21 protein-coding genes and 1 pseudogene are annotated in these 26,101 nt (G+C 72.5%); 18 read left to right on the top strand and 4 right to left on the bottom strand.

The window, feature by feature from the left end:
* Nucleotides 1–101 precede the first annotated feature (101 nt).
* Both CHC05_RS15705 and CHC05_RS15700 read left to right on the top strand, forming a co-directional pair.
* On the top strand, nt 102–3,095 hold the full coding sequence (locus CHC05_RS15705) for an Rne/Rng family ribonuclease (RefSeq protein WP_089249325.1): 2,994 nt from the start codon (nt 102–104) through the stop codon (nt 3,093–3,095).
* Between the two features lie 136 nt (nt 3,096–3,231).
* The gene (locus CHC05_RS15700; RefSeq protein WP_089249323.1) at nt 3,232–3,783 is read left to right on the top strand and encodes a hypothetical protein; all 552 of its coding nucleotides are present in this window, start codon (nt 3,232–3,234) and stop codon (nt 3,781–3,783) included.
* A gap of 424 nt (nt 3,784–4,207) precedes the next feature.
* On the opposite strand, the gene CHC05_RS15695 is transcribed toward CHC05_RS15700, so the two are convergent.
* Complete coding sequence (locus tag CHC05_RS15695) at nt 4,208–4,783, bottom strand: TetR/AcrR family transcriptional regulator (protein ID WP_089249321.1); 576 nt, start codon at nt 4,781–4,783, stop codon at nt 4,208–4,210.
* A 72-nt stretch (nt 4,784–4,855) separates the two neighbouring features.
* Here CHC05_RS15695 and CHC05_RS15690 point away from each other — a divergent pair, with 72 nt between their 5' ends.
* The 6 genes from CHC05_RS15690 (at nt 4,856) to CHC05_RS15665 (ending at nt 11,268) form a co-directional block, all read left to right on the top strand.
* The gene (locus CHC05_RS15690) at nt 4,856–6,619 is read left to right on the top strand and encodes an ABC transporter ATP-binding protein (protein WP_089249319.1); all 1,764 of its coding nucleotides are present in this window, start codon (nt 4,856–4,858) and stop codon (nt 6,617–6,619) included.
* 1,129 nt (nt 6,620–7,748) lie between these two features.
* Nucleotides 7,749–8,234, top strand: coding sequence for a RidA family protein (locus CHC05_RS15685; RefSeq protein ID WP_089249317.1), 486 nt, complete (start codon nt 7,749–7,751; stop codon nt 8,232–8,234).
* 202 nt (nt 8,235–8,436) lie between these two features.
* Nucleotides 8,437–8,751, top strand: coding sequence for a 50S ribosomal protein L21 (rplU, locus tag CHC05_RS15680; protein WP_089249315.1), 315 nt, complete (start codon nt 8,437–8,439; stop codon nt 8,749–8,751).
* Between the two features lie 11 nt (nt 8,752–8,762).
* Nucleotides 8,763–9,020, top strand: coding sequence for a 50S ribosomal protein L27 (gene rpmA / locus CHC05_RS15675; RefSeq protein WP_089249313.1), 258 nt, complete (start codon nt 8,763–8,765; stop codon nt 9,018–9,020).
* Nucleotides 9,021–9,313: 293 nt separating this feature from the next.
* Complete coding sequence (obgE, locus tag CHC05_RS15670; RefSeq protein ID WP_089249311.1) at nt 9,314–10,771, top strand: GTPase ObgE; 1,458 nt, start codon at nt 9,314–9,316, stop codon at nt 10,769–10,771.
* Between the two features lie 35 nt (nt 10,772–10,806).
* Nucleotides 10,807–11,268 carry a GNAT family N-acetyltransferase gene (locus tag CHC05_RS15665; protein WP_089249309.1) on the top strand — a complete coding sequence of 154 codons (462 nt, stop codon included), beginning with the start codon at nt 10,807–10,809 and terminating at the stop codon, nt 11,266–11,268.
* 1 nt (nt 11,269) lies between these two features.
* Here the strand turns inward: CHC05_RS15665 and CHC05_RS15660 are convergent, their stop codons facing one another.
* Together CHC05_RS15660 and trpS are read right to left on the bottom strand one after the other, a co-directional pair.
* Nucleotides 11,270–12,922 (bottom strand): DHA2 family efflux MFS transporter permease subunit, encoded by a 1,653-nt coding sequence (locus CHC05_RS15660; protein WP_089249307.1) that lies wholly within the window; start codon nt 12,920–12,922, stop codon nt 11,270–11,272.
* Between the two features lie 63 nt (nt 12,923–12,985).
* The gene (trpS, locus tag CHC05_RS15655; protein ID WP_089249305.1) at nt 12,986–13,978 is read right to left on the bottom strand and encodes a tryptophan--tRNA ligase; all 993 of its coding nucleotides are present in this window, start codon (nt 13,976–13,978) and stop codon (nt 12,986–12,988) included.
* A gap of 300 nt (nt 13,979–14,278) precedes the next feature.
* Here trpS and CHC05_RS15650 point away from each other — a divergent pair, with 300 nt between their 5' ends.
* Nucleotides 14,279–14,800, top strand: a complete 522-nt coding sequence (locus CHC05_RS15650; RefSeq protein WP_089249302.1) for a hypothetical protein — start codon at nt 14,279–14,281, stop codon at nt 14,798–14,800.
* A gap of 11 nt (nt 14,801–14,811) precedes the next feature.
* Here CHC05_RS15650 and CHC05_RS15645 read toward each other — a convergent pair whose 3' ends face one another.
* Nucleotides 14,812–15,033 carry a DUF397 domain-containing protein gene (locus tag CHC05_RS15645; protein ID WP_089249300.1) on the bottom strand — a complete coding sequence of 74 codons (222 nt, stop codon included), beginning with the start codon at nt 15,031–15,033 and terminating at the stop codon, nt 14,812–14,814.
* 102 nt (nt 15,034–15,135) lie between these two features.
* On the opposite strand from CHC05_RS15645, the gene pepN reads away from it, so the two are divergent.
* From pepN to CHC05_RS42480, 9 genes and pseudogenes are all read left to right on the top strand, one after another.
* Complete coding sequence (pepN, locus tag CHC05_RS15640) at nt 15,136–17,619, top strand: aminopeptidase N (protein WP_089249298.1); 2,484 nt, start codon at nt 15,136–15,138, stop codon at nt 17,617–17,619.
* Between the two features lie 18 nt (nt 17,620–17,637).
* Entirely contained in the window at nt 17,638–18,249 is a 612-nt protein-coding gene (nadD, locus tag CHC05_RS15635) for a nicotinate-nucleotide adenylyltransferase (protein ID WP_245870876.1), read from the top strand.
* A 196-nt stretch (nt 18,250–18,445) separates the two neighbouring features.
* On the top strand, nt 18,446–18,868 hold the full coding sequence (gene rsfS / locus CHC05_RS15630; protein WP_089249296.1) for a ribosome silencing factor: 423 nt from the start codon (nt 18,446–18,448) through the stop codon (nt 18,866–18,868).
* Nucleotides 18,865–19,482, top strand: coding sequence for a histidine phosphatase family protein (locus CHC05_RS15625; protein ID WP_089249294.1), 618 nt, complete (start codon nt 18,865–18,867; stop codon nt 19,480–19,482). The genes rsfS and CHC05_RS15625 overlap by 4 nt, the downstream gene beginning before the upstream one ends.
* Nucleotides 19,483–19,619: 137 nt before the next feature.
* Nucleotides 19,620–20,462, top strand: a complete 843-nt coding sequence (locus tag CHC05_RS15620; RefSeq protein ID WP_089249292.1) for a DegV family protein — start codon at nt 19,620–19,622, stop codon at nt 20,460–20,462.
* Nucleotides 20,463–20,653: 191 nt separating this feature from the next.
* Nucleotides 20,654–21,514, top strand: coding sequence for a helix-hairpin-helix domain-containing protein (locus CHC05_RS15615; protein WP_089249290.1), 861 nt, complete (start codon nt 20,654–20,656; stop codon nt 21,512–21,514).
* The gene (locus CHC05_RS15610; protein WP_245870874.1) at nt 21,511–24,129 is read left to right on the top strand and encodes a ComEC/Rec2 family competence protein; all 2,619 of its coding nucleotides are present in this window, start codon (nt 21,511–21,513) and stop codon (nt 24,127–24,129) included. Before CHC05_RS15615 ends, CHC05_RS15610 begins: the two co-directional genes overlap by 4 nt.
* 93 nt (nt 24,130–24,222) lie before the next feature.
* Nucleotides 24,223–25,221, top strand: a pseudogene (gene holA, locus CHC05_RS15605) (DNA polymerase III subunit delta); the annotation flags it as partial.
* 176 nt (nt 25,222–25,397) lie between these two features.
* On the top strand, nt 25,398–26,090 hold the full coding sequence (locus tag CHC05_RS42480; RefSeq protein WP_245870871.1) for a hypothetical protein: 693 nt from the start codon (nt 25,398–25,400) through the stop codon (nt 26,088–26,090).
* Nucleotides 26,091–26,101: the final 11 nt, after the last annotated feature.

The following is a 26,101-nucleotide window of genomic DNA, read 5'->3' as shown; positions in this document are numbered from 1 at the left end:
CCGCCGCTCCCACAGCAGCGGGCGTGGCCGGAAACACTTTGCGGCGACCCTGCGTGGCAGCGCTCACCCGCGCCCGGGGTTGCCAGAACTGGAGAACGTCCATGCTCGAGAACGAGCCAACGGGCGGCGAGGTGCAGGGCAACGCGCCCGACGCCGAGACCGAAGCCCCGGCCACGCCCGTCAAGCGCACCCGCGCCCGGAAGTCGACGGCGGCCGCTGCCGCTGCTTCGGATGGTGCCGAGGAGGCCGCGCCGACGCGGCGCCGGCGTAAGGCCACAACCGCCGCCAAACCCGACACCGAGGGCGAGTCCCCGGCAGAGGGTACGAACGAGGCGCCCGTCAAGCGCACCCGGCGCCGCAAGGCCGCGACCGAGGCCCCCGAGCCGGCCGCCCGCGCCGTCGACGACGTGGTAGCCGAGGAGTCCGACGACCCGGTCGCCGAGCCCGCCGCCGGGCTGGGCGACGTGGAGCCCGCTCCCGCGCGCCGCCGCTCCACCCGGCGCGTGGTCGCCGCCGAGTCCGCCGACCTCGCCGCCGAGCCGGCCGCCGGCCTCGGCGACGTCGAGCCGGGCGCCGCCGGTGCCGGTCCGCGCGACGGGGACCCCGGCCTGGTCGAGAGCCAGGCACCGGGCGTGCCCGGCGAGCCGGCCGACGACGAGGAGACCGAAGAGGCCGCCACCGAGCCGCTGCGGGTCGACGACGAGCCCGCGCCGAGCCGGCGCCGGCGTGCGGTCGCGGCACCTTTGCTGTTCATGGCCCCGCAGCCCGACGACGAGCCGGCGGCGCCGGCCCGGCGCACCCGGCGCACCCGGGGCGCGGCCGACGAGCCCGCCGAGGCCCCGGCCACGGCCGCTGTTGACGCACCCGCTGCCTCGGCCGACGCCGAGACCGACGTCGCCGAGACCACCACCACCAGCAGCCGGCGGCGTCGGCGCGGGCGGCGTACCGGTGAGGAACCGGCCGTGGTCGAGGTCGAGGAGACCGACGACGCCGAGGCGACCGCGAGCGACGAGTCGTCCGACGAGCCGGACGACGACGACCTCGACGAGAACGGCCGTCGCCGCCGGCGGCGTGGCCGCCGTGGCCGCGGCCGCGGCAAGGGCCCGGTCGACGAGGCCGACGAGACCGAGGAGCCAGTGGCGGCCGCCGACGACTCCGACGAGTCCGAGGACGGCGACGGGGTGACCCGCCGGCGCCGGCGGCGCCGCCGCAAGGGCGACACCGACACCGGCGCCGACGACGGCGTGCACACCGTGGTCCGGATCCGTGAGCCGCGCACCACCTCCGACGAGGTGCAGGGCGTCTCCGGCTCGACGCGGCTGGAGGCCAAGCGGCAGCGCCGGCGTGACGGTCGTGAGCAGCGCCGGACCCGCCCGCCGATCCTGAGCGAGTCGGAGTTCCTGGCCCGGCGCGAGGCCGTCGACCGGGTGATGGTGGTCCGGCAGCGCGCCGACCGCACCCAGATCGCGGTGCTCGAAGACGGCGTGCTGGTCGAGCACTACGTGACGCGGGCGTCGTCCGGCGCGATGGCCGGCAACGTCTACCTGGGCAAGGTCCAGAACGTGCTGCCCTCCATGGAGGCGGCGTTCGTCGACGTCGGCCGGGGCCGCAACGCGGTGCTCTACGCCGGCGAGGTCAACTGGGACGCCTCCGGCCTGGAGGGTCGGGCCCGCTCGATCGAGCAGGCGCTGCGCTCGGGCGACTCCGTGCTGGTGCAGGTCACCAAGGACCCGATCGGCCACAAGGGCGCCCGGCTGACCAGCCACATCGCGCTCTCCGGCCGGCACCTGGTCTACGTGCCCGGCGGCAACGCGTCCGGCATCAGCCGCAAGCTGCCCGACACCGAGCGCAAGCGGCTCCGCGACGTGCTGAAGAAGCTGATCCCCGAGGGCGCCGGCGTGATCGTGCGGACGGCCGCCGAGGGCGCGTCCGAGGACGAGCTCGCGCGCGACGTCAAGCGGCTCCAGGCGCAGTGGGAGGACATCCAGGAGAAGGCGGCCGCCGGTGGCGCGCCGACGCTTCTCTACGAGGAGCCCGACCTGCTGATCCGGGTCGTCCGCGACCTGTTCAACGAGGACTTCCGCGAGATCGTCGTGCAGGGCGACGACGCGTACGAGATGGTCGACACCTATCTCGGCCACGTCTCGCCGGACCTCGTGCCGCGCCTGCACCGGCACACCTCGACGGTCGACCTGTTCGCCGAGAAGCGGATCGACGAGCAGATCCTCAAGGGTCTCGACCGCAAGGTGTTCCTGCCCTCCGGCGGCCACCTGGTCATCGACCGCACCGAGGCGATGACCGTGGTCGACGTCAACACCGGTAAGTACACGGGTGCCGGCGGCAACCTCGAGGAGACGGTCACCCGCAACAACCTGGAGGCGGCGGAGGAGATCGTCCGCCAGCTCCGGTTGCGTGACCTCGGCGGCATCGTCGTCATCGACTTCATCGACATGGTCCTGGAGAGCAACCGCGAGCTGGTGCTGCGCCGGCTGACGGAGTGCCTCGGCCGCGACCGCACCAAGCACCAGGTCACCGAGATCACCTCGCTGGGCCTGGTCCAGATGACCCGCAAGCGGATCGGCGCCGGGCTGCTCGAGGCGTTCTCCGAGACCTGCGAGACCTGCAAGGGCCGTGGCCTGATCATCCACACGGAGCCTGTTCCGGTGAAGGGTGCCGGGCCTGGGCATTCGCACGGGGCCAACGGCTCCGGCTCCGGGTCCGGCTCTGGCTCTGGCTCCGGCGACAAGGTCAAGGCGGTGGCGTCCGCGCCGGCTGCCACGACCTCCGCTTCTTCGCGGCGGCGCGGCCGCAAGGCGGCGCCTGCGCAGGCCTCGGCTCCCGACACGGTCGAGCCCACGGTGGTCGAGGAAGACGACACCATGGGGTACGACCTGTCCCGCTACGACGACGTCGTGCTCGACCCGGTCGACGAGGTCGAGGCGCCGACCGACATCGCGCCGGGCACCAACGGCCGGCTGGCCGGCACCGACGACCCGGACGCGGTCGGCGACGACGAGGACGGCGAGCTGGCCGAGGCCAGCACCAGCCGTCGCCGTGGTCGCCGGGGTGGTACCCGGCGGCGTACCCGGCCGTAGTTCGTGTTCTCCGCTGCCCGGCCCCCCTTTGTGGATGCCGGGCAGCGTCGTGTCCGGGGCCTGGGTCGGCGGCGTTGGTGAATGCGCGTTAGGGTCGCGGCAGCGTTCCGCCGCCACCCCCGGAGGACACCCCCCCATGCGCCTGCGCCGTCAGCTCGCCGTGCTCGCCGTCTCCGTCGCGTTCGTCGCGGCGGCCGGTTGCTCCGCGGAGGTGGAAGGCCGCGGCGACCCGGCGCTCGGCACGCCGGGGCCGGCACCGTCGGCTTCCTCGCTCGTACCCTCGGCGTCGGCTCTTCCTGGTTCTTCAGCCGCCCCCGCGCTGTCCCTGGGGCCGGAGCCGACCGGCAAGGCGGGCGGCAACGCGACGCAGGTCTGCGCCGACGTCACGAAGGCCTCGGAGAAGGGCACGGCCGCGTACGTGCAGCAGCTGACCGCCGTCCTGGAGGCGCAGGGCAGGAACGACAAGTCCGCTGAAGAGGCGGCGGAGAAGCGGCTGGGCACCGTGATGGCCACCTGGGCCACCGACCTACGCAAGGCTTCCTCTGCGGCGACCGACCAGCAGCTCAAGACGACGCTGACGCAGATGGCCGGCCAGATCGCCAAGATGACGTCAAACGTGGCAACCATCGACGACGCCGCACTGGGCGCGATCCAGGATCGCCTCGAAACCCTCTGCCCACCGTCCTGATCCCCGCTGTCTCCGCACCCGGGGTCGCGTTCGTCGTATGGGCTGGCCGGTCGTGGCGTGGGGGTTGGAAGGTGCTGGCTGCGCTCCGCGCGCGCCGGGCCGCGTCGTGCGCCGGCTGGATCACCAGGATGCCGAGCAGGGCCACGGCGCCCTGTCGGCAGCCTTCCTCGCGCCGGTCGTCACGGCATCGCAGGCGCGGCTCACCGGTCCGCGGCGTTCCCCCGCGTGGCCTGGCCTGGCCGGCCGTGGCGTGGGTGTGACGGTGTCGGGTTGGTCTGCGGCGGTTCCCGCGGCGTGGCCTGGCCGGGCGTGGTGTGGGGTGTGATGGTGTCCGGGTTGGTCCGCGGCGCTTCCCCCGCGTGGCCTGGCTGGGCGTGGCGTGGGTGTGACGGTGTCGGGGTCGGTCTGCGGCGGTTTCCGCGGCCTAGCCGGCCGTAGCGCGGGGTGCGACCGCGCCGTCGACGGTGCGGACCAGGAGCTCCAGGACCTCGTGCCGCGACGCGCCGTGCTGGGAGACGTAGCTCCACCCGGCGTAGAGCTGTGACCACATCAGACTGGACAGCCATGGCGCGGGCAGGGCGATGTCGATCGTGCCGTCGCGGTGGCCTCGGTCGATCATCGCGGAGAAACGGTCGTCGCAGCCGTCGTCGAGGATCGGCGTCGCGTCGCTCAGGCAGTCGGGATCGGTGAAGATCAGCGACAGCAGGCTGCCCAGGTCGAAGTATTCGCGGCAGAGCCGCAGCAGCGCGTCGGCGCCCGAGCCCTCGTCGAGCCTGGCGCTGGCGGTGGCCCGGTCGAGCCGGGTGGAACCCTCGGCGGCCACGGCTTTCAACAGGTCGGACCGCTCCGGGAAGTATCGGTGCAGCGTCGTGCGGCCGACCTCGGCCGCCGCGGCGATCTCGCTCAGCGCCGCCGCCGGGTTCTGCCCCAGCACCTCGATCGCGGCAGACAGGATCGCCTGCCGGGTGCGGGCCCGCGCACCTCGTTCATTTTCCGGCACATCGTGAGGTTAGCAGTCTCAAATCGGATTATCGCTTGACTCAAGTGGAACACCTCAGTTCCACTAGAGCGCATGGCTGACCCACCGCTGTCCCGGCTCCGCACTCTCGTCTCCTTCGTCGTGCCGCACCGGCGGGTGCTGGTCGCGGGGTTCCTGCTGGGCCTGCTGGGCAGCGCGGTCGGCCTGGCCCTGCCGCTGGTCACCAAGTGGGTGATCGACACCCTGGGCCCGGGCGACACGTCGCTGTGGCGGCCGGTCGGAGTGCTGCTCGCCCTGGTGGTGGTCGGCGCCGCCATCTCGATGTGGCAGTGGGTGATCATGGGCACGGTCTCCGAGAAGGTGGTGCTCGACGCCCGGGTGTCGATGATCAGCCGCTATTTCGCCGCCCGGGTCCGGGAGATCACCGGTCGCCCGAGCGGTGAGCTGGTCACCCGGGTGACCTCCGACGCCGGCCTGCTGCACAACGCCTCGGCCAGCATCGTGGGGTTGCTCAACAGCACCCTCGCCCTGATCGCCACGCTGATCCTGATGGGCGTGCTCGACCTGGTCCTGCTCGGCCTGACCCTGGCCTCGGTGGTGGTGATCGCCGCCGTGATGACCGCGCTGATGCCCGCGATCGCCAAGGCGCAGGAGGCGGCCCAGGAGTCGGTCGGCCGCCTGGGTGGTGCGCTCGAGGGCACGCTGCGCGCGATCCGCACGGTCAAGGCGAGCCGTGCCGAGCGCCGCCAGACCGACCGGATCGTCGCCGACGCCCGCGACTCGGCGGCCCACGCCATCCGCGCTGCCCGCCGCACGGCCACGGTCTGGACCATCTCGTGGACGGGCATCCAACTGGCGATCATCGTGATCCTCGGCGTTGGCGCGTGGCGGGCCGACCGCGGCCTGATCGAGGTCTCCAGCCTGATCGCGTTCCTGCTCTACGCGTTCCAGCTGATGAGCCCGGTCACCGAGCTCACCCAGAACATCACCAACCTCCAGGCCGGCATGGCCGCCGCCGCCCGGATCCGCCAGGTCGAAGCCATGGAGATCGAGCCACTACACCCGGCGGCGCCGTCCCCGTCGTCGGGCCCGTCGTCCTCGTCCCCGGTGCTGGAGCTCCGCGGCGTGACGGCCCGCTATGCGCCGGGCACCGAGCCGGCGGTACGCGGCATCGACCTGGTCGTCCCACGCCGCGGCCACACGGCGATCGTCGGCCCGTCCGGCGCGGGCAAGACCACACTGTTCTCGTTGATCCTGCGCTTCCTGGAGCCGGAGAGCGGCGAGCTGTTGCTCGACGGCCGCCCGTACCGCTCCTACACACACGACGAGGTGCGCTCCCGCCTGGCCTACGTGGAGCAGGAGACCCCGGTCGTCCCGGGCACGATCCGCGACAACCTGCTCTTCACCCACCCGGACGCCACGGAGGCCGAGGTCCTCTCGGTCCTGGCAGCGGTCCGCCTCGACGACAAAATCGACGCACTGGCGGACGGCCTCGACACGTCCCTGACCGAAAACGAGGTGAGCGGCGGCCAGCGCCAACGGATCGCCCTGGCGCGCGCGATCCTGCGCACACCGGAGGTCCTGCTCCTGGACGAAGCCACGGCCCAGGTAGACGGCCTGACAGAGGCAGCGCTGCACGACTGCATCCGCGAACGCGCGGCCGTGGGCGCGGTCGTCACCATCGCCCACCGACTATCGACGGTCCTGGACGCGGACACCATCGTGGTGCTCGACGAGGGCGGCATCCGCGCCCGCGGCACCCACACGGAACTACTCGCGACAGACGCCCTCTACCGCAAACTGGTCAAGGCCCTACGAATCGCGGAAACCCAACCGCAACCCATCGGCGCCATCTGACAACGACGCTTCCGGGCCGCAGCCGCCCCGGACTTCGGCCCGACCCGCGCCGCTCAACGGCCTCACCGTGCGGCGCTGCGCAGCCGCGTTCGCGCGTTCGCCCGGTGGTGTGGGGGCGCGGTGGTGTGGGGGCGACCATCGCGAGCCGCCACGACGCTGCCCGGGCGGCGCCGTTTCGGTCCAGGCCGGGTTCGGGCCGTGAACCCGGCCGACGCCGTCGGTCAGTTGGGCGGGAGTTGTCCTCCGCGCCGGATCGTCTGACGGCTTCGTACGTTGACGCGGGCTGTGCCGGGCGCCGTCCGCCCCGGGCCTCCGTCCGCGTGCGGGCCTGGGCCGCGTCCGGGTCCGCGCCCGCGCCCGGGCCGCGCCCACGCCGGGTCCGCGTCCAGGCCGCGTCGGGGTCCGGGCCGCGTCCGGGCCTGGTCCGGGTCCGCGCCCGCGCCGGGTCTGCGCCCGCGCCGGGTCTGCGCCCGCGCCGGGTCTGCGCCCGCGCCGGGTCTGCGCCCGCGCCGGGTCTGCGCCCGCGCCGGGTCTGCGCCCGGGCCGGGTCTGCGCCCGGGCCGGGTCTGCGCCCGGGCCGGGTCTGCGCCCGCGCCGGGTCCGCGCCCGGGCCGGGTCTGCGCCCGCGCCGGGTCCGCGCCCGGGCCGGGTCCGCGCCCGGGCCGGGTCCGCGCCCGCGCTGCGCCCGCGCCGGGTCTGCGCTCTGCGCCGGGTCCGCGCCCGCGCTGCGCCTACGCCGGGTCTGCGCCCGCGCCGGGTCTGCGCCCGCGCCGGGTCTGCGCCCGCGCCGGGTCTGCGCCCGCGCCGGGTCCGCGCCCGCGCCGGGTCTGCGCCCGCGCCGGGTCCGCGCCCGCGCCGGGTCTGCGCCCGCGCCGGGTCCGCGCCCGGGCCGGGTTCGCGCCCGCGCTGCGTCTGCGCCCGCGTCCGCGCCCACGCCGGGTCCGCGCCCGCGTCCGGGCCGCGTCCGGGCCCGCGCCCGCGCTGCGTCCGCGCCTGCGCCTGCGTCCAGGTCCGGGCCAGTGTTCGGGGCTGATGTTTCGGGTGGGTTTGGTTGGCGAGGTGGTGGGCTGGGTGGTGTCGGGGTTGGTGAGGTCGTTGTGGTCGGGCGGTCGGTCTTAAGCTGGGCGGCGTGGGTGAGATCGAACGTCGCCTGACCGAACTTGGGCTGCAGCTACCGGAGCCGATGCGGCTGCCGCCCGGTGTGACGTTGCCCTTCCCTTGGGTGCGGGTGCATGGCAACCGGGTGTTTGTCTCCGGGCATGGGCCTCTGCTGGCCGACGGATCGTTGGCCGGGCCGTTCGGCAAGGTCGGTGACCAGGTGACGCCCGAGCAGGCCTATGAGGCCGCCCGGCTGACCGCCCTCGCCATCCTCGCCAGCCTGCGTCGGGAGCTCGGTGATCTTGATCGGATCACGGCCTGGCTGCGGGTCTTCGGCATGGTCAACACGGCCCCGGGCTTCACCGGCACGCCGATGGTGATCAACGGGTTCTCCGACCTCGTCCTGGAGTTGTGGGGCGAGTCTGCTGGCAGTCACGCCCGGTCCGCGGTGGGGCAGGCCGAGTTGCCGTTCAGCATTCCGGTGGAGATCGAGGCCGAGGTGGCCATCGACGGCTGACCCCGGCCCGACGCCTCGGTAGGCTTGAGTAGCCCCCATGGGGTGAGCGGGGTTCCCGGGGCTGGTTTGGGGAGCAGGCGGGGATGCCGTACGCTTGCCTGTGGCGCACTCCCGTGCGTCGCGTTCATGTGTGCCCGCCGATGATCCGGCGCCGCGTGCAACGCCGAAAGACCCGCCACGCTACGACAGGAGTCCGCGTCCCATGTACGCGATCGTCAAGACCGGCGGCAAGCAGTACAAGGTCGCCGAGGGTGACGTCATCGAGGTCGAGAAGCTCGTCGGCGAGCCCGGCGACGCGGTATCGCTCGCCGCGGTGCTCCTCGTTGACGGTGCCGACCTGGTGACCGACGCGGCGCAGCTTGCCAAGGTCTCGGTGTCCGGCGAGATCGCCGCGCACACCAAGGGACCGAAGATCCGGATCCACAAGTTCAAGAACAAGACCGGCTACCACAAGCGCCAGGGTCACCGCCAGAAGCTGACCCAGGTGAAGGTCACCGGCATCAAGAGCGGGAAGTAGGCGTTTAGGCGATGGCTCACAAAAAGGGTGCGTCCAGCTCGCGCAACGGTCGTGACTCTGCGGCTCAGCGCCTGGGCGTCAAGCGGTTCGGTGGCCAGGTGGTCAGCGCCGGCGAGATCCTGATCCGCCAGCGGGGCACCAAGTTCCACCCGGGTGACCTGGTCGGCCGCGGCGGCGACGACACGCTGTTCGCGCTCGCCAACGGCGCCGTTCTGTTCGGCACCAAGCGCGGTCGCAAGACCGTCAGCATCGTGCCGAGCGAGCACTGAGGCGGGGTAACCCCCACACCAGCAGTTCCCGAAGCGGGCCGTGGACCAGGTGTCCCGGCCCGCTTCGCGTTGCTGCGAACCCGGCCCCGCCAGCCCGACCTGATGGACATCACGTCCACGGCCGGCTCCGGGCGTCCGATTCGGGCAGATCGGTCGGTCACAATGGGAAGAGATCGGTGACCGTCGGCGGACCTGGCAGCGAAGCGAAGCGAGCGCTCCCTGGCGGGAGCGACGGTCGCGCCCACGGCGGGCCCGAGCAAGCAGCTTGAAGATCTTGATTGAAATGAGGAGTCGTGGCGACGTTCGTTGACCGGGTCGTCCTGCATCTGCGGGCAGGCGACGGCGGGCACGGCTGCGTGTCGATCCATCGGGAGAAGTTCAAGCCGCTCGGCGGCCCCGACGGCGGCAACGGCGGGCACGGCGGCGGCATCTCGTTCACGGTCGACCCGCAGATCCACACCTTGCTCGACTTCCACTTTCGGCCGCACGTCAACGCGCCCAACGGCGTCGGTGGGGCCGGCTCGAACCGGGACGGCGCCCAGGGCGACGACCTGGTGCTGAAGGTGCCGGACGGCACCGTGGTGCTCACCCCGGACGGCGAAGTGCTGGCCGACCTGGTCGGCGCGGGCACGACGATCGAGGTGGCCCGCGGCGGCCGCGGTGGCCGGGGCAACGCGTCCCTGGCCAACTCGCGCCGCAAGGCGCCCGGCTTCGCCGAGCTCGGTGAGCCGGGCGAGCGGTTCGACGTCGTACTCGAGCTCAAGAGCGTCGCCGACGTCGGGCTCGTGGGCTTCCCGTCGGCCGGCAAGTCGTCGCTGATCTCGGTGCTCTCCGCGGCCAAGCCGAAGATCGCCGACTACCCGTTCACCACGCTGGTGCCGAACCTGGGCGTCGTGCGGCTCGACGAGCACACGTTCACGATCGCCGACGTGCCGGGCCTGATCCCGGGTGCGGCCACCGGCAAGGGGCTCGGGCTGGAGTTCCTCCGGCACATCGAGCGCACCGCCGTGCTGGTGCACGTGGTCGACGCGGCCACGCTGGAGCCCGGGCGCGATCCGGTCTCCGACATCGACGCGATCGAGGCGGAGCTGAGCGCGTACGGCGGGCTCGAGGACCGGCCCCGCCTGGTCGCCATCAACAAGGTCGACGTGCCGGACGGGCGCGACCTCGCCGAGATCGTCCGGCCGGACCTGGAGGAGCGCGGCTACCGCGTGTTCGAGGTCAGCGCCGCGACCCGCGAAGGGCTGCGCGAGCTCACGTACGCGATGGCCGAGCTCGTCAAGGAGGTCCGGGTGACGGTCCCGGACGCCGAGGCGACCCGGATCATCCTGCGCCCCCGGGCGGTCGACGATGCCGGCTTCACCATCGAGGAGACGCCGGACGGCGCGTTCGTCGTGGTCGGCTCGCAGCCCGAGCGTTGGGTGCGCCAGACCAACTTCGACAACGACGAGGCCGTGGGCTACCTGGCCGACCGGCTCAACCGGCTCGGCGTCGAGGAGAAGCTCGCCAAGGCCGGCGCCGTGCAGGGCAGCCTGGTGCGGATCGGCGACCGCGAGTTCGACTGGGAGCCGACCCTCGGCGCGGGCGTCGACCCGACCGCCGGCCTGCGCGGCACCGACCCGCGCATCACCGAGCGCTCGACCCGGCCCCGGGCATCGGACCGGTTGGCCGCCCGCAAGGCGCGCCGCCAGCCGACCCCGGACCTGCCCGACTACGGCAGTGACTTCGACGATGACGACGACGAGTCGTAACAGTCCGGAAACGACACCTCGCTAGCGTTCGGCCGGTGAAGGTCGAAAGCCGGCAGGGCGACGAGCCGGACCTGGTCTCGCTGGTCACCGCCCAGCAGGCGGAGCTGCGTGCCGCGGAGCGGGCCAGCGACGCCATCGATGGGTCGTTCCCGCTGCACGACGACATCCGCTATCTCGTGGTCGTCGTCGACGGCGTGGTGGTCGCCTGCGGTGCGCTCCAGGCGATCGACGCGCGCGCCGTCGAGATCAAGCGCATGTACGTGCGCCCGGAGCGCCGAGGCGACGGCTTCGGCCGGACGATGCTCGCCGCACTGGAGGAACGCGCGGCGGCCGACGGTTTCACCGTCGCCCGGCTGGAGACCGGCAGCTATCTGCCGGCGGCGCTGGGCCTCTATCGCAAGGCCGGGTACCGCGAGATCCCGACCTATGGCGAGTACGTCAGCAACCCGTACAGCCGCTGTTTCGAGAAGCCGCTCAAGGCCCCCGCGCCGGCTTAGCTCACGCCTGCGCTGGTTCCTCCGCGCGCAACGGGTCGGTCGGCGGGGCGGTCTCGGTCGGGCGGTTGCGGACGAGCAGGCAGCTGACCGCCGCCACCGCGAGCACGATCAGGGGCAGCAGCAGCGTCACCTTCATCGCGTCGGTGAAGCCCTCGTGGAAGGTGCGCGTGGCGACCTCGGTCAGCGTCTGCCGGTATTGCTCGGGCACGTCCGCGGGTAGTGCCGCACCCGACTGGCCAGCGCCGATGTGCAGGCTGCCGCCCGTCGCCCCGGCGACCGCGTCGACGAACGGCTGCCGCACGTCGGGCGGGAGGTCGGCGGCGTTGGCGCGGGCCGCCGACGTCAGCTTGTCGGCCAGTTGGGCCTGGAGCAGGGCGCCCACCGCGGCCGAGCCGATCACCCCGCCGAGCTGCCGGGCGGTGTTGATCAGGCCGGAGGCGGCGCCTGCCTGCTGCGGTGCCACGTTGCGCATCGCGATCGTCTGGAGTGGAGCGAAGACCATGCCGAGGCCGGCGCCCGCGATCAGAAGGCCGGGTAGCAGGCCCCACTGGCCGGTGCCGACCTCGGCCAGCGCGACGACGGTGGCGTTGCCAGCGCACCAGAGCGTCAGGCCGGCGACCAGCACCCACTTGCCGGCCGCGCGGTCGGAGACCCGGCCCGCGAACGGTGCGATCACCATCGACAACAGCGACAGCGGCGCTACGGCGAAGCCGGCCTGCAACGCGGACAGGCCCAGGACCGACTGTAGGTAGATCACGAGGGGTAGGAACAGGCCCAGCATGCTGAACGCGATCGCCGCGCTCAACCAGCTCATCACCGCGAAGTTGCGGTCCCTGAAGATGGTGAAGGGGATCAGCGGCTCGCCGGCCCGGCTCACGTACTGGTGGTAGAGGAAGACGACCAGCACCAGCACGCCGGCACCGATCACCTCGACGATCGTGATCGGACCCCAGACCCGGCCCCAGTCGTGCGGCTCGCCCTCGATGAGGCCGTAGACCAGCAGGAACAAGCCGAGGGTGGCCAGGCCGGTGCCGGCCCAGTCGAGCCGGTGGCGGCGGTTGAGCCGCAGGTCGGGCATCGCGACCAGGGCGAGCACGACGGTCACGATGCCGACCGGCACGTTGACGAAGAAGATCCACTCCCACCCGAAGTCGGTGACCAGGTAGCCGCCCAGGGTGGGACCGGCGACCGTGGCGATGCCGGCCACCGAGCCCCACACTCCGAACGCGACACCGCGCTTGTCGGCCGGGAAGATCACCGTGATCGTGGACAGCGTCTGCGGTGTGAGCAGGGCGCCACCGACGCCCTGGATCACCCGGAAGACGATCAGCTGCTCGGGCGTGCTGGCCAGGCCGCACGCGGCCGACGCGGCCGTGAAGACCACCAGACCGAGGATGAACAGCCGCTTGGGCCCGAAGATGTCACCGAGCCGCCCGGCGGTGATCAGGAGGACCGCGTAGACCAGCACGTACGCGTTGATGATCCAAAGGATCTGGTCCAGGGATGCGTCTAGGCTCGTGCTCATGTCGGGGATCGCGATGTTGACCACGGTGGTATCTAGCAAGATCATGAAGAAGCCCAGGCAGAGTATCGCCAGGACCAGCCACGGGTTGGCCGGGCGTTCCTGCTGCGGCGTGCCGGTCGGTGCGGTCATCACATGACCCCCTCGGACGTGGATGTGCGTCCATAGGTCTAACACGCGCGTACGACAGGAAGGTCACGTGAGTACCCCGATCGCGCGCTTCGCGCGGAAGACCGTCTGCGCGGTCCGGCCCCGCGCCCGCTCGGCGCCCTCGGCGAGCATCCGACGTACGTAGCCGGGATCGCGGGCCAGCGTCTCGAAGCGCGAGCGCAGCGGCCGCAGCAGACCCAGCACCGCTTCGGTGGTGGCGCTCTTGAGCTCCCCGTACCCGCGCATCCCCGATCCGATCTCGACCGGCGACCCGCCGACGCACGCGGCCATGATCTCCAACAGGTTGCTGACGCCGGGCCGCACCGCCGGGTCGTACGCGATGATCCCGTCGGAGTCCGTGACCGCCCGGCTTATCTTGCGGGCGACCAGGTCAGCCGGGTCGAGCAGGCCGATCGCACCGGACGCGGACGACGTCGTCTTGCCCGCCTTGACCGCCGGATTGGCGAGATCCATCACGCGCGCCGCGACCGTCGGCGTGACCACCTCGGGCACGACGAAGGTGTCCCCGTACCGTCGATTGAAGCGGTTCGCGATGTCGCGGGTGAGCTCGACGTGCTGCCGCTGGTCCGCGCCGACGGGCACCTCGGTCGCGTCGTGCAACAGGATGTCCGCCGCCTGCATCACCGGGTACGTGAGCAGGCTCAGCCGGACGTTCTGCCGGTCGACGGCCTTGTCCCGGAACTGGATCATCCGATGCGCCTCGCCGTACGCCGTCGTGCATTCCAGCAGGTAGTGCAGTTCGGAGTGGTCGGGCACCTGGGACTGCACGTAGAACAGCGTGCGGTCAGGGTCGAGACCGGCCGCGAGGAGCACGGTCGCCTGGCGCAGCGTGGTCTCGCGCAGCGTGCGCGGCTCGTGCGCGACGGTCAGCGCGTGCAGGTCGGCGAGGAACACGGTCGAGTCGGTCGTGTACTGGTCGCGGACCATCGGCGCGATCGCGCCGAGCAGGTTGCCCAGATGCAGCTCACCGGTGGGTTGCAGGCCGGTGAGGCGACGGGTCGCGACGGTGGTGGTCATGGCTGCCTCCGTGGTTGGAGAGGAGCCGCGCGAGCCGGATGGGGCCGGTGCACAAAGAAACGGCCACCCGAGCTCGGGCGGCCGTTGACGTGGGCACGCGGATGCGGGGCCGCCCTTAGGGCGACCACCAGCCGAGGAAACTCAGCGTCCGCATCTCTCGAGACTAGCAGCCGGTACGCGGCCGGCGGTATCGCGAAGACGCGGTCGCTGGCCCCCTCCGCTGGCTCCTCCCCGGGAGCCGGATGGCAGCCAGAGTCGACCACGAGCGGGTGCACGGGGCGCCCGGCGGGGGAGGCGGCGATGCGGGTCCAACATTTCCTCCTGGTGGTCGACCGGGCGCCCGGCCTCACCCAACTGCGCGCCCTGGCCGCGTTGCCGGCGCCGCCGCTGCACCAGGCCGGCGACGACGGCACGCACCGGCTGGCGTTCGACCGTCCCGCCGACGTGGTGGCCGACGCCGTCGCGATCGCGATCACCGAGGTCGAGACCAGGACCGATCTGCACGTCGTACGGGTGGCCGACCGGGACTGGCTGACCCTGGCCGAGATCGGGGCGCGGATCGGTCGCTCGCGCGAGATCGTCCGGCTCTGGGCGCTGGGCCGGCGGGGTCCGGGCGGTTTCCCGGCGCCGCTGGAACCTGATCGGGACACCAGCTACTACAGCTGGGCGCAGGTGTCGCCGTGGCTACGCGAGCGGATGGGCTACGACCTGCCCGACGACGAGCCGATCCTGGCGGCCACCAACCTGGCGTTGCAACTGCGCGCGCTGGCGCCCCGGATCCGGGACATGCGGCTCATCCGCGACCTGCTGGCGGCGGCATGAGCGGGGCGCCGTCAGGCCAGGTCGAACTCGCCGTCGCGGGCGCCGGCGACGAACGCGTCCCACTCGGCCTGCGTGAAGACCAGCACCGGCCCTTGCGGGTCGGCCGAGTTGCGCAACCCGATCAGGTCGTCGACGAACGCGACCTCGACCGCGCCGCGTTCCGCCGAGGCGTCGCCGTAGCGTTGCCAGTTGGCGCGCGCCAGGTCGAAGTCTCCCTTGGGATGGTGTGCCATCACGCTGCTCCTCGGATGCTCGGGCCGCGGGGGCGGACAGTCAGGCTATACCGCCTCCGGGCCGGGTCGCCCCGTGCGCACTCGTTCGTGCACGATAGGCGGATGCGCAGCCTGACGCAGCAGGAAGCGGCCGACCGGGCGGCCGCCATCACCGTCGAGTCGTACACGATCGACCTCGACGTAACCACCGACGACCGTTTCCGGTCGACCACGACGGTGCGGTTCCGTGCCACGGAGCTCGGCTCCGCGACGTTCGCCGAGGTCAAGCCCGTCCGTCTGCACGCGGCGACGCTCAACGGCGCGACCATCGACCCGGCCACGCTGGACGGCAACCGGCTCCCGCTGCGCGACCTGCGCGCCGACAACGTGCTGACGGTCGAGGCCGACATGGCGTACTCGAACAGCTCCGAGGGTCTCCACCGGTTCGTCGACCCGGCCGACGGCGGCGTCTACCTGCACGCGACGTCGTTCCTGGACGAGGCGCAGCGCATCTTCGCCTGCTTCGACCAGACCGACCTCAAGGCACCGGTCAACATGCGGGTCACGGCGCCGACCGGGTGGATTGTCGCCGCCAACGCCGCGGTCGCGTCCACGACACCGGCCGGCCCGACCACCGCCTGGGAGTTCGCCACCAGCGAGCCGCTGGCCACCTACTTCGTCACGCTGATCGCCGGCCCGTACCACGTGGTCCGTTCCGAACACGACGGCATCCCGCTGGCGCTCTACTGCAAGGCCTCGTCGGCCCAGCACCTCGACAAGGACGCCGACGAGATCTTCGAGATCACCCGGCAGTGCCTCGACAAGTTCCACGAGCTGTTCGGCTACCGCTACCCGTTCGGCAAATACGAGCAGGCCTTCGTGCCCGAGTTCAACGCGGGTGCGATGGAGAACCCGGGGCTGGTGGTGATTCGCGACGAGTACGTCTTCCGGTCGGCGGTCACCGACTCCGAGCGCGAGCTGCGTGCCATCACGATCGCGCACGAGATGGCGCACATGTGGTTCGGCGATCTGGTGACGATGCGCTGGTGGGACGACCTGTGGCTCAACGAGTCGTTCGCGGAGTACATGGGCGTCCGGGTGACCGCCGAGGCGACCCGGTTCAGCACCGCGTGGACCAGCTTCGGCATGCGGCGCAAGGCCTGGGGGTACGAGACCGATCAGCGGCCGTCGACCCACCCGGTCGCGCCCACGAGCGTGCCGGACTCCGCTGACGCGTTGGTCAACTTCGACGGCATCTCGTACGCGAAGGGCGCCGCAGCTCTGCGCCAGCTCGTCGCGTGGGTAGGCGACGAGGCGTTCCTGGCCGGCATTCGGGCGCATTTCGAGGCGCACGCGTTCGGCAACGCGACGCTGGCCGATCTGCTGGCGGCGTTGACCACGTCCAGCGGCCGTGACCTGTCGGCGTGGGCCTCTTTGTGGCTGCGTCACGCCGGGGTCAACACCCTGCGCGTCTCCGCGCCCGCCGGCGGAGGGGTGGCGGTGCTCCAGTCCGGCGACGTGCTGCGGCCCCACCGGGTCGCGTTCGGCCTCTACGACCGCGGCGACGGCGGCGCGACGACGTTGCGCCGCCGGGTGGAGGTCGACGTCGACGGCGCGCGCACCGAGGTGCCGGAGCTCCGCGACGAGCCGGCCGCCGACCTGCTGCTGCTCAACGACGGTGACCTGACCTTCGCCAAGGTCCGGCTCGACGAAACGTCGGCCGCGGCGGTGCCGACCGTGCTGCCCGGGTTGCGCGACCCGCTGAGCCGGGCCGTCGTCTGGACTTCGACGGTCGACGCGGTACGCGACGCCGAGCGCCCCGTCAGCGACCTGGTCGATCTGCTGGTGGCGGCCCTGCCGGCGGAGTCCGAGGTGATCGTGGTCCAGGACGCGCTGCTGCAGGGGCGGGCGCTGATCGACCGCTACCTGCCGGCCGCCGAGCGGGCGGCGGCGCTGGCCCGGGTGGCGTCCGTGTGCGAGGAACTGGTCGGCATGCCCGACGCGGGTGCGTCGCGGCGGCTGGCCGCCATGCGGGCGTTGGTCGACGTCAGTGTCGACACGGGCCGGCTGCTCGGCTGGCTCGACGGTGCGGGCGTACCCGACGCGATCGAGGTCGACACGGACCTGCGCTGGCGGATCGTGCTCCGGCTGGCCGTGCTCGGCGCGGTCGACACCGACCGGATCGCGGCCGAGGCCGCCACCGACCGCAGCGCTGCGGGGGAGGAGTGGGCGACCCGGGCCCGCGCGGCACGGCCTGACCCGGCCGCCAAGGCGGTGGCCTGGCACGCCGTGATCAACGACGACCACCTCTCCAACCGCATGCTGGAGGCCAACGGCCGGGGGCTGTTCCAGCCGGAGCAGGTGGAGCTGACGGCGCCGTACGTCGAGCGCTACTTCCTGGAGATGCCGGCCGCCGCTCGGCGCCGCACCCCGTACGCCGCGGAACGGCTCGCGGACCTGGCATTTCCCCGGTACGCCGTCGAACCGCGCACCCGCGAGTTGGCAGCGGCGATGCTCACCCGCGACGACCTCCCGCCCGGGCTGCGCCGGATAGTGATCGACAACGATGATGACCTTCGTCTCGCCCTGGCTGCCCGGGCTCGGTGACAGGCATACGATCCGGTCATGAACGCTGACGACGATCTCGGTGTGCGCCGGGTCGGGATCATGGGTGGCACGTTCGACCCGATCCACCACGGCCACCTCGTCGCGGCGAGCGAGGTCGCGGACAACTTCGCGCTCGACGAGGTGGTCTTCGTCCCGACGGGCAACCCGTGGCAGAAGGACAGCCGTGAGGTGTCGCCGGCCGAGGACCGCTACCTGATGACGGTGATCGCGACGGCGTCCAACCCGCGGTTCCACGTCAGCCGGGTGGACATCGACCGCGACGGCCCCACCTACACCGTCGACACCTTGCGCGACATCCGTGCCATGTACGGACCCAAGACGCAGCTCTTCTTCATCACGGGCGCGGACGCGCTCCAGCGCATCCTGTCGTGGAAAGACACCGACCAGATGTTCGAGCTGGCGCACTTCGTGGCGGTCACCCGGCCGGGTTTCACCCTCAGAACGGATCACCTGCCGACGGACGCGGTGTCGACGATCCAGGTGCCGGCGATGGCCATCTCCTCCACGGACTGCCGCACCCGCGTGGCCGCCGACAAGCCCGTCTGGTACCTGGTGCCGGACGGAGTCGTCCAGTACATCGCGAAACGGCACCTGTACCGCGCCGGCTGATCCGGTGCGGGGCCCGGGAGCGCCGGTCGGCGGTCGGAGTCGGCGTGGCGCTCGGGGCTGTCGTGGCGGTTGGGGCTGGCTGGACCGCCGGTTGGTGTCGCCGTGCGGGGGTGTCACCCCGGTCGAGGACGCTTGGGCGGACCATCGTGCGGCATGTGAGAGGCTTGAAGGGAACGTCGTCAACCAGAGGAGCACGGTGACCGCTTCCGACCGCACGCGCGAGCTGGCGCTCGCCGCCGCGCAGGCCGCTGCCGACAAAAAGGCGCAAGACATCGTCATCATCGATGTCGCCGACCAGTTGGTGATCACAGATGCCTTCCTCATCGCCTCCGCGCCCAACGAGCGCCAAGTCCTCGCCATCGTGGACGCCATCGAGGAGCAGTTGCTCAACCTGCCCGAGAAGGCCAAGCCCGTCCGCCGCGAGGGTGAGCGGGCCGGCCGGTGGGTGCTGCTCGACTACGTCGACCTGGTAGTGCACGTCCAGCACACCGAGGAGCGCGAGTTCTACTCGCTCGACCGGTTGTGGAAGGACTGCCCGACCATCCCGTTCGTCGATCGCGATCTGGTGCCGGCCGCCCCCGCCGCCGCTACCGGCGACGAGGCGAGCCCGGCCGAATGACCAGACTGCTCGTCTGGCGGCACGGCAACACCGACTACAACGCGGGCGGCCGCGTCCAGGGCCAGACGGACGCGCCCTTGAACGCCCGTGGCCGCGACCAGGCCGCCGCGGCGGCCGCCCTGCTGGCCTCCTTCCATCCCGATGTGCTGGTCAGCAGCGATCTGTCGCGGGCGCACGACACCGCATCGGCGCTCGCCTCGCTGACGGGCCTGTCGATCACCCCGGACCCGCGCCTGCGCGAACGCCACTTCGGCGAGTGGCAGGGCGCCCTGCTGACCGACATCGAGTCGCAGCACCCCACCGAGTACGCCCGCTGGCGCGCCGGCGACCCCTCACCCGGCTGCGGCATCGAGAGCCTGGACGACCTGGCCAAGCGGGTCGTCGAGGCGCTCCAGGACGCCGCCGAGCTCGCGCCCGGAGGCACGGTCGTCGTGACCACCCACGGCGGGGCGGCCCGGCAGGGCTGCGGAGCACTGCTCGGCTGGCCGAACGAGGCGACCCGGACGCTGGGGTCGTTGGGCAACTGTCACTGGACGGAGCTCACCGACCGCTCACGCCGCGTAGGCGGAACCGGTTGGCAACTGACAGCGCACAACGTGGGCGTACCGAGCTAGCACCGCCCACCTACCCGGCGTGCGCCCCGGCGCTTAGGTCAGGGTGGTTGAGCTTTGTCGGATTCGTCTTCGGTCACAGTGAAACCTTCTTCCTCGCATCGTCGGCGTGGCCGGCTGATCTCGGCTAACGTGCCGGCATGTCCGTAGCGGTCGTCACCGACTCCACCGCCTACCTGCCACCGTCCGTGAAGACGGCGCTGTCAGTGGTGCCGTTGACCGTGGTGATCAATGGCGTCGAAGGTGCGGAAGGCGTGGACGTCACGCCCGCCGAGGTGGCCCGTGCTCTGGGCGGCCGCCGGGTCTCGGTCAGCACCTCCCGTCCGTCGCCGGCCGCCTTCGCGGCCGTGTACCAACGTCTGCTCGACAACGGCGCGTCAGCCGTCGTCTCCGTGCACCTGTCGGAGCAGCTGTCCGGCACGATCGACGCCGCCCGGTTGGCTGCTGCCGAGGTCGGCCCGGCCGTCTCCGTCGTCGACGCGAAGTCGACCGGCATGGGCCTGGGCTTCCCCGCCCTGGCGGCGAGCGCGGCGGCCGACGCCGGTGCCGACGCCGAAGAGGTCGGTCGCGCCGCCGTCGAGACCGCGGATCGCACCTCGACGCTGTTCTACGTGGACACTCTGGAGTTCCTCCGCCGCGGGGGCCGCATCAATGCCGCGTCGGCGCTGCTCGGCACCGCCTTGTCGGTGAAGCCGATCCTCAACATGGTCGACGGCGGCATCGTCCTGCGTGACAAGGTGCGCACCGCCAGCCGAGGCCTCGCCCGCCTGGTCGACCTGGCCGTAGAAGCCGCCGGAGACGCCGACGTGGATCTGGCTGTGCACCACCTCGACCGCGCCGAGCGCGCGGAAGAGCTCGCCGCGACCCTCACGGAGCGGCTGGGCGACCGGCTGCACGACTGCTATGTGACCGAGGTCGGCGCGGCGGTGGCCGCGCACGTCGGCCCCGGACTGGCCTCCGTGGTCGTGCACCGCCGCCCGTAGCCGCCATCGGCCGGTCGGTCGGCCCGGTGGAATCGATCGGGATCATGGTCTGGCTCCTTCCTCGTGTCGTGCTGGGGACCCAGTGTGGACGAAGCCGAGCAAGATCTTTCGGTTATCCACAGGACGGAGTTATCCACAGGCTGCGACGGATGGCACACTTCGAGTGAGGCGTTCGCTCTAGCGTCGCCCGCGTGTCCGATGACGAGACGCTCGTACGCCAGCGGTTGGCACGGCTGCGTGCCCAGCCGAGCCCCGGCGACCCTCACGCGGCGCTAACCCGACCGATCCGGTCGCCGTTCGAGGGCCTCGACGACCCGGCGACGTTCGCGACCACGTTCCCGCATCCGGCGCCGCCGTCTCTGGGCCCGCAACCGGTGACTCCGCGCCCGGAGGGGTTCGGTCCGGAGCCGACGCCCGAGCAACCGCGACTGCTGGGCGGCACTCGCCGCTTCGACCCTGGCCGGCGCGGCGTGAAAGCCCTGGCCGTCGTAGCCGCGGTAGTGGTGCTGGTGGCAGCCTTCTTCGCCTACCGGGCGCGTCCGAAGGTCGAGCCGGTCACCGCGGTCTCCGAGCCGCCGGCGGCAGACGTTGCCGCGCCGGCGACCACCGGTGCCACCGAGATCGTGGTCTCGGTGGCGGGCAAGGTGCGCAAACCGGGCCTCGTGCGCCTACCAGCCGGCTCCAGGGTGGCCGACGCGGTGGAAGCAGCCGGCGGCACTGTGCCCGGCACCGACCTGGCGTCGGTCAACCTCGCCCGCCTGCTCGTCGACGGCGAGCAGGTGCTCGTCGGCGTCACGCCACCGCCAGGGGCGGCGGGCGATACGCCATCGGGAGGCACCGGCTCCGACAGCGGGGCAGGTGGCAAGGTCAACCTCAACACCGCGACGCTGGCCGAGCTGGACAGCCTGCCCGGCGTGGGCCCCGTCCTCGCCCAGCGGATCCTCGACCACCGCACGGCCAAAGGCGGCTTCAAATCTGTCGGCGACCTCCGCAACGTCGACGGCATCGGGGCCAGCCGCTACGAGGACCTCAAAGAGCTGGTCACGGTATGACCAGCCGCCCGGATCCGCCCTCCGCCGGCGAGCACTGGGCCTCCGCCACGGAGCACCGGCCGTCCGCCGGGGTGCACCCGCCGGCCGCCAACGGGCCTCCGCCGTCCGGCGACGAGCGGCCGCCGCCAGACCTGCGCCTGGCCGGCATGGCCCTGGGGACCTGGCTGACGGCCCTTGCCGCGCTCTACCTGAGCGCCCGCACGGGCGCCCTGCTCGCGGCTGCGGCGGCAGTGCTCGCGACGCTGTCGCACCTGAGCCGCGACGGCTTCCAAAGGCCGTGGATGCGGTTCGGCCGCCTGACACGCACCCCGCGCCGCGTGGCGAATGGGCCGGTCCGACGGCGGATCGCGGCTGCGGTCCTGCCGAGCCGCGCGGGAGATTGGCTGGCGCGCTGGCGGATGGCGGCTGCTGTCGTGCTGGGCCGCGCGGGCGATCGGCCGGTGCGGCGGCGGATCGCGGCCGCTGTCCTGCTCGGAGCCGTCTGTGGGGCGGGCGCGACCGCGGCGCGCGTCGCGGTCCGGGACGCGCCGGTCCTCACGGACCTGGCCGACGAACGCACGTCGGTGGTCGCCGAAGTCGTCGTGCGCGACGACCCTCGGCTCGTCGGCGCTGCGAACAGGCCGATGTACGCCGTCTCCGCCGAGTTGCGCCGGCTGCGCCCGATCACCGACGACCAACGCCAGATCGACGTCCGGGCCCGCGTCCTCGTTCTTGCCACCCATGGGGCGTGGGTTGCGCCGTTGCCAGGCCAGCGCGTACGCGTGGAGGGCAGGCTCGACCGACCACGCGGCGGTGACCTGACCGCCGCCGTCATTTCCAGCGGCGCCGCGCCTGAGCTCGTCGGACGACCGTCGTGGGCACAGCGGGCGGCGGGTTCCCTACGGGCGGGTCTCCAGCGCGCCTGTGTCGGCCTGCCGGCCGAAGCGGGTGGTCTCCTGCCCGGCCTGGTCCTCGGCGACACCAGCCGACTCGACCCCGCGGTGGAGGACGACTTCAAGACCACGGGCCTGACGCATCTGACTGCCGTCTCTGGTGCCAACGTCGCCATCATCATCGGCTTCGTGTTGCTCGTCACCCGCTGGTGCCGGGCCGGTCGCTGGACCTCCGCGATCCTGTGCGGCGTCGCGTTGGTCGGCTTCGTGATCCTCGTACGTCCCTCGCCGAGCGTGGTGCGGGCCGCGACCATGGGCGCGATCGGGCTGATGGCGCTCGCGAGCGGGCGGTCCCGTGCGGCGGTGCCGGCGTTGGCGGCCGCGATCGTCGTGCTGGTGGTGGTCGACCCAGAATTGGCCGGCGACGCCGGCTTCGCGCTGTCGGTCCTCGCCACCGGCGGTCTGCTCCTGCTCGCGCCGAAGATGCGTGACTGGCTACGGCGTCGGCGGGTGCCTCCCGGCATCGCGGAGGCGCTCGCGATCCCCGCCGCGGCGCAGGTCACGTGCGGCCCGGTGGTCGCGGGGCTGTCCAGCGCGGTCAGTCTGGTGTCGATCCCGGCCAACCTCCTTGCTGCCCCGGCCGTCGCGCCGGCGACCGTCCTCGGTGTCTTCGCGACCATCTGCTCGGCGGTGTGGCCTGCCGGGGCCGGCTTTCTCGCGTGGGTCGCGCACTGGCCAGCGCGGTGGCTCGTGCTGATCGCCCGGCACGGTGCGAACACCCCGATGGGCAGCCTGCCCTGGCCGGGCGGCGTGGGCGGCGGGCTGCTGCTGGGCGCGCTGACTCTGGTGCTGCTGGTTGCCCTGCGTCGCCGGCTCGCTCGGCGCCTGGTCGCCGTCGTGGCGGTCGCGGCCGTCGTGGGCGCCCTGCCGGTGCGGGTGCTCACCAGCACGTGGCCGCCTACCGGCTGGGTGGTCGTGGCGTGCGACATCGGTCAGGGCGACATGGCGGTGCTGGCGGCTGGTTCGGCGACCGCCGTGGTGATAGACGCCGGGCCGGATCCAGCGTCGGCCGACAGTTGCCTGGACAGGCTCGGCGTGCGCACGGTGCGCCTGTTCGTCGTCAGCCACTTCCACGCGGACCACATCGGCGGGGTCGAGGGGATCGGCCGGGGCCGGCGGATCGAGGCCGTCGCCACGCCTCGGCACGCTGAACCGGCCGCAGGCAGAGACCAGGTGCTCAGCGCGGCGGCGCAGGCTGGTGCGACCGTCGCGGTGATCGACGTGGGCCGGCGACTATCGCTCGGCGCCGTCGACCTCGTCGTGTTCGGGCCGCCGGTGGAGATGGCCGGAACACGGTCGGATCCGAACAACAACTCACTCGTTCTCCGGGCGACAGTCGACGGGGTGGGCGTCATGCTTCCCGGCGACGCCGAAGAGGAGGAGCAGCGGGTGATCATCGACCATTTCGGCGGCGCCGCGCTGCGCGCGCAGGTGCTCAAGGTCGCCCACCACGGCTCCGCCTACCAAGAGCCGTCCTTCGTCGACGCGGTCGATCCGGCGGTGGCGCTCGTGTCGGTCGGTGTCGATAACGGTTACGGCCACCCGAACCCCGCGCTGCTGGCCCGGCTGACCCGTGGTGGCGCTCGGGTGCTGCGTACCGACCAGGCCGGTGACCTGGCAGTCGTGCGGAGGGGAGGTGGTCTCGCGGTCGTGGCATCAGGGGGGCCTCGCGGGAAGCACTGATCCCGTGTACGGGATGATCGACGCAACGCGGCACAGCTCGTGTCGCACAGTAATTTGTCGTGATTTGCGGTTGATGAGTGATCGACAACTCATATGGGTGAGGACGTTCGGTCCGTCAGAGGCGCATGCGAGTATGGCCCGGTGACCGGCGGCCTTCCCTCAACTCAACTCGTGCTCGGCGACGAGGAACTGCTGGTGACGCGTGCCGTCGACAAGGCGATCGAAGCCGCCAAAGCGGCGGACGCGGCGACCGACGTCCGGCAGTACGAGGCCAACGCCCTCGCGGCCGGCGAGCTGGCCGAGATGGTCAGCCCGTCGTTGTTCGGCGGTCGTCGCCTGGTGGTCGTCCGAGGCGGCCAGGACGCCCGCAAGGACGTCGTGGCGGCGCTGCTCGACTACGTGAAGCACCCGGATCCCGAGGTGACCCTCGTCGTCACCCACACCGGCGGCGGGCGGGCGAAGGCCCTCGCCGAGGGGCTCCGCAGCGCCGGCGCCGACGTCGTGACCGCGGCCAAGCTCAAGTCGCATCGCGACCGGGTGGCGTTCGTCCGCGAGGAGCTTCGGCGCGGCAGCACGCGCGGCTCCGAGGAAGCCGCCGAGGCGTTGCTCGCCGCCGTCGGCAACGACCTGCGCGACCTGTCGGCCGCCTGCTCGCAGCTGCTGGCCGACGTCGAGGGCCGGATCGACGCGGCGACCGTGGCCCGCTACTACCGCGGGCGGGCCGAGGTGAGCGGCTTCACGGTGGCCGACGCCGCGATGGTCGGCGACGTGCCCGGTGCGCTCGAGGCCCTGCGTTGGGCGCTGCACGTGGGCGTCGACCCGGTGCCGATCGCCGACGCGATCGCAGACGGCATTCGCACGGTCGCGCGGGTCGCGTCGGCCGGGCGCGGCAACGCCTACCAGATGGCGAGCACGTTGGGCATGCCCGCCTGGAAGATCGAGCGCGCGCAGCGCCAGGGCCGCGGCTGGACGCCGGAGGGCCTGGTCGCCGCGATGCGTGCCGCGGCCGACTGCAACGCCGCGGTCAAGGGTGGCGCCGACGACCGGGGGTACGCCCTGGAGCGCGCCGTCTTCGCCGTGGCCGCCGCACGGTCCGCGGAGTCCGGCGGCAGCGGCTCGGCGGTCGACACGCACGGCGGCCCGGCCCACCGACCCGACCCGTCGGGCCGGTCGGGTGGGCAGATGGACGGTCGTGCGGCCGCTCGCGCGGCGGCCGCGGGCCGAGGTGGCTCCGCGGCGGGCGGCCGACGGCCGGGCGGTGGCCGATGATGGCGCGGCGGCTCGCGGCCCAGTTCGCGCCGGCGGGCGGCGACAGCGGGCGGCCGTTCTACGCCCGCGTGCTACGGCTGCGGCACCTCAACCCGAGCTCCACGGTGTGCTTCGTCTTCCTGGAGGGCGCGACCGCGTTCGCGATCATCCTGGCGCTGGCCGAGCTGATCCCGATGTGGGGCGTCGTCCTCCTGCCGATCTGCATCGCCGCGATGGTCAAAATCAACGACCTGGTCGCCGGGGCCGCGGTCCGGGCCGCGGCGACCCGCTCCGGAGGCGGGTCCACCCGTCGCCCGATGCGCCCCTTCCGCACGATCGGCCGAGCCACGGTCCCGGGCGGTGCCGGCACGGACAACGTCGGCCGGGTCTACCGCTCCACGTTGCCGGAGGCTGCAACCCAGCCCGACCCGGCAACCGCCAACACCACGGGTCAAAGCCGCCCGCCCGCCTTCGACGACGATGACGACGTCTGGGGCGACGACCCCGAGCCCACCGAACCCCACCGCCGGCCGCACGGCGGCGCCATCCCGGCGGCCCGCCCCACCAGCCCGGCCGGCGCCGTCAACTCGCCACCGGTCGACCTCGACCACGGAAAAGCGGCCCGCACCACCACGGCCCGCGAGTGGGCAGCAGACGTCTTCGACACCCCAACCCAACGCGCCCGCCACTCCGCAACCCGCCGCTACGAATAACCGCCCAGCGC

Origin of the sequence: Asanoa hainanensis (assembly GCF_900188485.1) — a bacterium.
GTDB classification, from domain to species: domain Bacteria; phylum Actinomycetota; class Actinomycetes; order Mycobacteriales; family Micromonosporaceae; genus Asanoa; species Asanoa hainanensis.
The sequence above is the reverse complement of the archived record's forward strand: the minus strand, read 5'-3'. Positions and strand labels throughout refer to the sequence as shown.

Coding starts and splice junctions, on each gene's coding strand:
- CHC05_RS15625 (WP_089249294.1), top strand. CDS start 18,865: ATGACCAGACTGCTCGTCTGGCGGCACGGCAACACCGACTACAACGCG.
- CHC05_RS15610 (WP_245870874.1), top strand. CDS start 21,511: ATGACCAGCCGCCCGGATCCGCCCTCCGCCGGCGAGCACTGGGCCTCC.
- CHC05_RS15705 (WP_089249325.1), top strand. CDS start 102: ATGCTCGAGAACGAGCCAACGGGCGGCGAGGTGCAGGGCAACGCGCCC.
- CHC05_RS15700 (WP_089249323.1), top strand. CDS start 3,232: ATGCGCCTGCGCCGTCAGCTCGCCGTGCTCGCCGTCTCCGTCGCGTTC.
- pepN (WP_089249298.1), top strand. CDS start 15,136: ATGCGCAGCCTGACGCAGCAGGAAGCGGCCGACCGGGCGGCCGCCATC.
- CHC05_RS15620 (WP_089249292.1), top strand. CDS start 19,620: ATGTCCGTAGCGGTCGTCACCGACTCCACCGCCTACCTGCCACCGTCC.
- rpmA (WP_089249313.1), top strand. CDS start 8,763: ATGGCTCACAAAAAGGGTGCGTCCAGCTCGCGCAACGGTCGTGACTCT.
- nadD (WP_245870876.1), top strand. CDS start 17,638: ATGAACGCTGACGACGATCTCGGTGTGCGCCGGGTCGGGATCATGGGT.
- CHC05_RS15650 (WP_089249302.1), top strand. CDS start 14,279: ATGCGGGTCCAACATTTCCTCCTGGTGGTCGACCGGGCGCCCGGCCTC.
- CHC05_RS15660 (WP_089249307.1), bottom strand. CDS start 12,922: ATGACCGCACCGACCGGCACGCCGCAGCAGGAACGCCCGGCCAACCCG.
- CHC05_RS15645 (WP_089249300.1), bottom strand. CDS start 15,033: ATGGCACACCATCCCAAGGGAGACTTCGACCTGGCGCGCGCCAACTGG.
- CHC05_RS15690 (WP_089249319.1), top strand. CDS start 4,856: ATGGCTGACCCACCGCTGTCCCGGCTCCGCACTCTCGTCTCCTTCGTC.
- CHC05_RS42480 (WP_245870871.1), top strand. CDS start 25,398: ATGGCGCGGCGGCTCGCGGCCCAGTTCGCGCCGGCGGGCGGCGACAGC.
- rplU (WP_089249315.1), top strand. CDS start 8,437: ATGTACGCGATCGTCAAGACCGGCGGCAAGCAGTACAAGGTCGCCGAG.
- trpS (WP_089249305.1), bottom strand. CDS start 13,978: ATGACCACCACCGTCGCGACCCGTCGCCTCACCGGCCTGCAACCCACC.